Origin of the sequence: Pseudolysinimonas sp., assembly GCF_044239695.1 — a bacterium.
Taxonomy (GTDB): domain Bacteria; phylum Actinomycetota; class Actinomycetes; order Actinomycetales; family Microbacteriaceae; genus Pseudolysinimonas_A.
This window is the reverse complement of the sequence record NZ_JBIIAW010000147.1, coordinates 1-5,529: the sequence shown is the minus strand read 5'-3', so window position 1 is coordinate 5,529 and position 5,529 is coordinate 1. Positions and strand designations below refer to the sequence as shown.

Sequence of the window (5,529 nt, the reverse complement as noted above, 5' to 3'; positions counted from 1 at the left end):
CCTCCCTCGTCGGGGTGCTCGCCGCGGTCGGCATCGGCGGGGCGTTCGGGTACACGGGGCAGCGGCTGCTGATCGAGGGGGAGCCGTTCACGAACGTGCTCGCCGACTACGACTCCTTCACCGGCGGCTCGGCGGTCGACCCGGATGCCGTCCTCCAGCCGTTCGACCTGCGCCTGGACTCGTTCGAACCGGAGTACACCTTCACCGACGGCGCCTGGCGCCCGCTCGACTACGACGCCAACATGAGCGTGCGCGAGCCGGGCGGCGACTGGTCCCCGGCGACGATCAAGATCAACTCTCCGCTCGAGATCGCCGGATCCCAGGTCTACCTCCTCGGCAACGGGTTCGCCCCGATCATCACGGTGCGGGATGCCGACGGTCTCGAGGTCTTCCATGGCGCGGTGCCGTTCATCGCCCAGGACGCCAACCTCGGCAGCACCGGAGTCATCAAGGTGCCCGACGGGCTCTCCGACCAGCTCGGCATGCAGGGCTTCTTCTACCCGGACGCCTACGCCCTCGACAGCGGCGCGCTCGCGTCGTTCTCGCCGATCCTCACCGACAACGCGACGCTGACCCTCTTCGTCTATCGCGGCGACCTCGGGCTCGGCGACGGCAGCGGCGGCAACGTCTACACGCTCGACACGACCGACATGGAGCAGCTCGCGGGTCGGGAGGATGCCCTCGCCCTCCAGATCGGCGACACCCTCGACCTGCCTGACGGGATGGGCACGATCGAACTCGAGGGTGTCGCGGAGTACGTCGGCCTCGACATCCATCGCGACCCCGCCCAGGGCTGGGTGCTCGCGTTCGCGCTCGCCGCCGTCTTCGGGTTGCTGACGAGCCTGTTCATCCCGCGGCGCCGGATGTGGATCAAGGCCGTCCCCGCCGCGGACGGTGTGACCCTCGAGTACGCGGGCCTCGCGCGCGGCGAGGATCCCACGCTCGCGGCGGCCGTGGCCGAGCTGGCCCGAGCGCACTCGGAAGCTCTCGAACGTAGGATGCCCTCATGACTCCGGAGACCCTCGCCGCCTGGTCGTTGCTCGGCGTGTACTCGGCGGCGGCGGTCTACGTGATCGCGTTCATCGTGTTCGCCGTCGACCTGGCGAAGCGTTCGGCGGATGCCGCGCCGGCATCCGCCCGGGCCGCGGAGTCGGCGACCGTCAACGGCTCGACCGCCGTGCTCGTCGACGCTCCGCCGGCCCCGCCGTCGATCGTCGGCTCCACCCGGAGCGCACGGGTGGGTCTCGCCCTCACCGCCGTCGGCCTCGCCGTTCACGTCGCCGCCATCGTGCTGCGCGGCATTGCGGCCGAGCGCGTGCCGTGGGCCAACATGTTCGAGTTCGCACTCACCGGCACCGGCATCATCGTCGCCGTCTTCGTCTTCGCGAACCTCTGGAAAGACGTGCGCTTCCTCGGCGCCTACGTCACCGGCCTCGCTGCTCTGCTGCTCACCCTGGCGACCATCAACTTCTACGACGCCGTCGGCCTCGTGCCGCTGCCGCCGCCGCTGCAGTCGGCGTGGCTCGTCATCCACGTGCTCGTCGCGATCCTCGGCACCGGGTTCTTCGCGCTCGGCGCCGGCCTCTCGATCGTGCAGATCCTGCAGAACCGACGCGAGGCGGGGAAACTGGCGCGGGTCGGGTTCCTCAAGACCGTGCCCTCGGCCGAGAACCTCGAGCGCCTCGCCTACCGGGTCAACGTCATCGGCTTCATGCTCTGGACCTTCACCCTCATCTTCGGCGCGATCTGGGCCGAGCGCGCCTGGGGCCGCTACTGGGGCTGGGACACGAAGGAGGTCTGGACCTTCGTGATCTGGGTCGTCTTCGCCGGCTACATCCACGCCCGCGCGACGCGTGGGTGGCGCGGAAACCGCTCCGCGATCCTCGCCCTCGTGGGGTTCGCCGCCGTGCTGTTCAACTTCACCGTCGTGAACCTGTTCTTCTCCGGCCTGCACGCCTACTCGGGTCTGTAGGCCTTCAGCCCCCTGGCACTCAACCCGCGGGGGTGTCCGACAGCAGCTCCCGGCAGCGGTCGAGACGGGCGAGCCACCAGTCGCGGCGCTCTGCCGGCGCAGCCCACTGTTCGAGCAGGTCGGTGTCGGCATCCACGCGGTCGACGGGGATGCGGCCTTCGCGCGGGATCAGCGGATGCGCAGTGACGTCGGCCGCGAGCAGGGCCGCCGTGCCGAGGCCGCAGTCGAAGTCGAGGCCGGGGAGAGCGGCGGCCAGGCGGGCGCCCATGGCGAGTCCCACGGAGGTGTCGAGGGCGCTGGAGACGATCGCGGGCAGCCCGGCGGCCGCGACGATCCGGAGCGCCGCCGCGATGCCGCCGAGCGGAGCGGCTTTCACGACGAGCAGGTCGGCGGCGCCCTCGCGCGCGACGAGCAGCGGGTCGGCGGCCTTGCGCACGCTCTCGTCGGCGGCGATCGGCAGTTGCCAGTCCTTCAGACGGGACCGCAGCTCCGCGAGTTCGGACACCGTGGCGCAGGGCTGCTCGAGGTACTCGAGGTCGTACGGGGAGAGGGCGTGGGCGGCGTGCTCGGCCTCGTCGACGTTCCACCCGCCGTTGGCATCCACTCGGATCCGCCCTGCCGGGCCCAGGCGTTCGCGGACCGCACGCACCCGGGCGACGTCGTCGGCGAGGCTCTGCCCGCGCTCGGCGACCTTCACCTTGACCGTGCGGGTCGCCCCGAAGCGGTCGAGCACCGCGCCGACCTCGTCGGGGGCGACGGCGGGCAGCGTCGCGTTGACCGGGATGACGTCGCGCACCAGGTCAGGGTCGTCCCCCCACCCGTAGTCGATCGCGGCGGCGAGCCAGGTCGAAGCCTCGGCGTCGGCGTACTCGACGAACGGCGAGAACTCGGTCCAGCCCGACGGGCCGCGCAGCAGCATCGCCTCGCGCACCTCGATTCCCCTGAACCGGGTCGCGAGCGGCAGAGCGACGACGTGCGCGACGTCGCGCAGTTCGTTCCCCGAGGGCAGAGCCACTCTCACAGTCTGCTGGCTAGAGTGAGTTTCGCGAGCGCCAATCGGCGCAGATGACACGTTCGGGTGTGCACTTTGGCGCACCTGGGCGGGAACCGGAGGTTCCGATGACGCTCCCACCGCCTTCGCGCCCGCACTACCAGGGCGAGCCCGGGCAGTACCGCCCGGTGCAGCTGCATCACGTGCAGGCCCAGGCGCAGGCCCTCGCCCCGACGCTCGGGCAATACATCCGCAGCGACACCCGCACCCTCCCGGGCCGCCGGGCGCCGAAGTGGGCGGGCCGCGTCGCCTTCTGGATCGGGATGCTGGCCGCCGTGCTGTTCCTCGGCGAGGCCTTCGTCACGGGCGAGCTCGGGTTGCTCGCGGCGATCGCGACGCCGCTCAGTCTCGTGGCGATCCTGTTCGCCCTCATCGCGATCATCGCCGGGGTCGGTCGCGGGCTCGGCATCTTCGGGCTCGTGTTCGCGCTCGCCGGCAACGCTCTGTTCTGGTCGTGGCTCGACCGCACCTTCGGCTGACCCCACCCGCCCGAAGTCCCCGGCCTAGGCTGGGACCGTGACTGACGTCGTCGAGATCGCACCCGCGCACCGCCCGCGCTGGCCCGGCCGCACCGCGCTCGCCCTCGGCATCCTGACGCCGCTCGCGGTGACAGCGGGTGTCGTCGCCACCGGGTTCGACGCGTTCGAGGTCGCGACCGTCGCGGCCTGGACGGCGATCGGCGCGAGTGCGCTCGCGGTGCTCGGCGGGATCGTCGCCGCGATCGGCAACTGGGAGCGGGGGGCCGCGATCGGCGGGATCGCTCTCGGCGTGCTCGCCAACCCCCTCGTGCTCACCTACGGGCTCGACGCGGCGGGGAACGTCTGATGGCCGTCTCGGAGCTGTTCGACCCCGCGCGCTGGGTCGAGGTCGACGGATTCAGCGGACTCACCGATCTGACCTACCACCACGACACGACCGGCCGCATCGCGCGGGTGGCCTTCGACCGGCCGGAGGTGCGCAACGCCTTCCGGCCGCACACCGTCGACGAATTGGCCCGCGCCCTCGACGACGCCCGGATGAATCCGCGGATCGGCGTCGTGCTGCTCACCGGCAACGGCCCGAGCCCGAAGGATGGCGGGTGGGCGTTCTGCTCGGGCGGCGACCAGCGCATCCGGGGGAAGGACGGGTATCTCTACGAGGGTCTCGATACACGGCCTGACGGCGGCACTCGACCCGCGACGGGGGGGCGGTTGCACATCCTCGAGGTGCAGCGACTCATCCGGTTCATGCCGAAAGTCGTCATCGCGGTCGTCCCCGGGTGGGCGGCCGGCGGCGGGCACTCGCTGCACGTCGTGTGCGACCTCACGATCGCCAGCCGCGAGCACGGGCGGTTCAAGCAGACGGATGCCGACGTCGGCTCGTTCGACGGCGGCTACGGCAGCGCGTACTTCGCGAAGCAGGTCGGCCAGAAGTTCGCCCGGGAGGTGTTCTTCCTCGCCCAGGAGTACGACGCGGAACGCGCGATGCAGATGGGCGCCGTCAACGCGGTCGTGCCGCACGCCGAGCTCGAGGTGACGGCGCTCGAGTGGGCCGAGACGATCCTCGGCAAGAGCCCGACGGCGATCCGCATGCTCAAGTTCGCGATGAACTCCGCCGACGACGGGATGGTCGGGCTGCAGGTGTTCGCCGGCGAGGCGACCCGGCTCGCCTACGGCACCGACGAGGCCGCGGAGGGCCGCGACGCGTTCCTCGAGAAGCGCGCCCCGGACTGGTCGCCGTACTCCTGGCCCTTCTGACGATGAGCAGAGCCTGAGCCCGTGCGCTCGCTCCGCACCGTGACGCCCGGGCCTGACCTCCTGCCCGCCCTCCGCTCCGCACTCGCCGGCGGCGACGCGATCTTCGTCGGCGCCGCCGCCGACCTGCCCGACACCGTGGACCAACGCGTCGCCCTCGTGGTCGAGACGAGCGGGTCGAGCGGCCGCCCGAAGCGCGTCGCCCTCGCCGCCGATGCCCTCCTCGCCAACGCCGGAGCGAGCGAGTCGGCGCTCGGCGGCCCCGGGCAGTGGGTGCTCGCGCTGCCGACGCACTACATCGCCGGGCTCAACGTGCTCACCCGCTCGCTCGCCGCCGGCACCGAACCGGTCACGGTCGAGGGGGAGCACTTCACCGCGGCGGGCTTCGTCGACGCGGTGCAGCGGATGTCGTCGCCCGACCGCTACACCTCGCTCGTGCCCGCGCAGCTCGCCGTCCTGCTCGACGACCCGGCGGCGGCGGCGGCGCTCGCCGGGTTCCGCCGGGTGCTCGTCGGCGGCCAGGCCCTTCCCGCCCCGCTGCGCGATCGGGCGGCCATGGCAGGGGTCGTGGTGGTGCGCAGCTACGGGTCGAGCGAGACCAGCGGGGGCTGCGTCTACGACGGCGCGCCCATCGGGCAGACCGAGGTGCGCATCGTCGACGGCGAGGTGCAGCTCGGCGGCCCGTCGATCGCCGAGGGCTACCTCGGCGACCCCGGCCTGACCGCCGACCGCTTCCTCGAGGAGAACGGGATGCGGTGGTTCCGCACGGCCGA

The 5,529-nt window shown here is 72.0% G+C and carries 7 protein-coding genes; 6 read left to right on the top strand and 1 reads right to left on the bottom strand.

From position 1 onward, the window contains the following. Together ACILQS_RS15270 and ccsB are read left to right on the top strand one after the other, a co-directional pair. Positions 1 to 1,010, top strand: a 1,010-nt coding sequence (locus ACILQS_RS15270) for a cytochrome c biogenesis protein ResB (protein WP_395640980.1), incomplete at its 5' end; no start/stop codon positions are given. Continuing rightward, positions 1,007 to 1,972: a c-type cytochrome biogenesis protein CcsB gene (ccsB, locus tag ACILQS_RS15265; RefSeq protein WP_395640979.1), complete on the top strand. Its 966-nt coding sequence runs from the start codon at positions 1,007 to 1,009 to the stop codon at positions 1,970 to 1,972. The genes ACILQS_RS15270 and ccsB, both read left to right, overlap by 4 nt. 19 nt (positions 1,973 to 1,991) lie before the next feature. Here ccsB and ACILQS_RS15260 read toward each other — a convergent pair whose 3' ends face one another. Beyond that, entirely contained in the window at positions 1,992 to 2,987 is a 996-nt protein-coding gene (locus ACILQS_RS15260) for an o-succinylbenzoate synthase (RefSeq protein WP_395640978.1), read from the bottom strand. Between the two features lie 104 nt (positions 2,988 to 3,091). Here ACILQS_RS15260 and ACILQS_RS15255 point away from each other — a divergent pair, with 104 nt between their 5' ends. The 4 genes from ACILQS_RS15255 to ACILQS_RS15240 form a co-directional block, all read left to right on the top strand. Beyond that, the gene (locus tag ACILQS_RS15255; RefSeq protein ID WP_395640977.1) at positions 3,092 to 3,502 is read left to right on the top strand and encodes a hypothetical protein; all 411 of its coding nucleotides are present in this window, start codon (positions 3,092 to 3,094) and stop codon (positions 3,500 to 3,502) included. 37 nt (positions 3,503 to 3,539) lie between these two features. Next, positions 3,540 to 3,848, top strand: a complete 309-nt coding sequence (locus tag ACILQS_RS15250; protein WP_395640976.1) for a hypothetical protein — start codon at positions 3,540 to 3,542, stop codon at positions 3,846 to 3,848. Next, positions 3,848 to 4,759 carry a 1,4-dihydroxy-2-naphthoyl-CoA synthase gene (locus ACILQS_RS15245; RefSeq protein WP_395640975.1) on the top strand — a complete coding sequence of 304 codons (912 nt, stop codon included), beginning with the start codon at positions 3,848 to 3,850 and terminating at the stop codon, positions 4,757 to 4,759. The genes ACILQS_RS15250 and ACILQS_RS15245 overlap by 1 nt, the downstream gene beginning before the upstream one ends. Before the next feature lie 21 nt (positions 4,760 to 4,780). After that, positions 4,781 to 5,529 (top strand): AMP-binding protein (locus ACILQS_RS15240; RefSeq protein WP_395640974.1); only part of this gene is annotated, 749 nt, incomplete at its 3' end.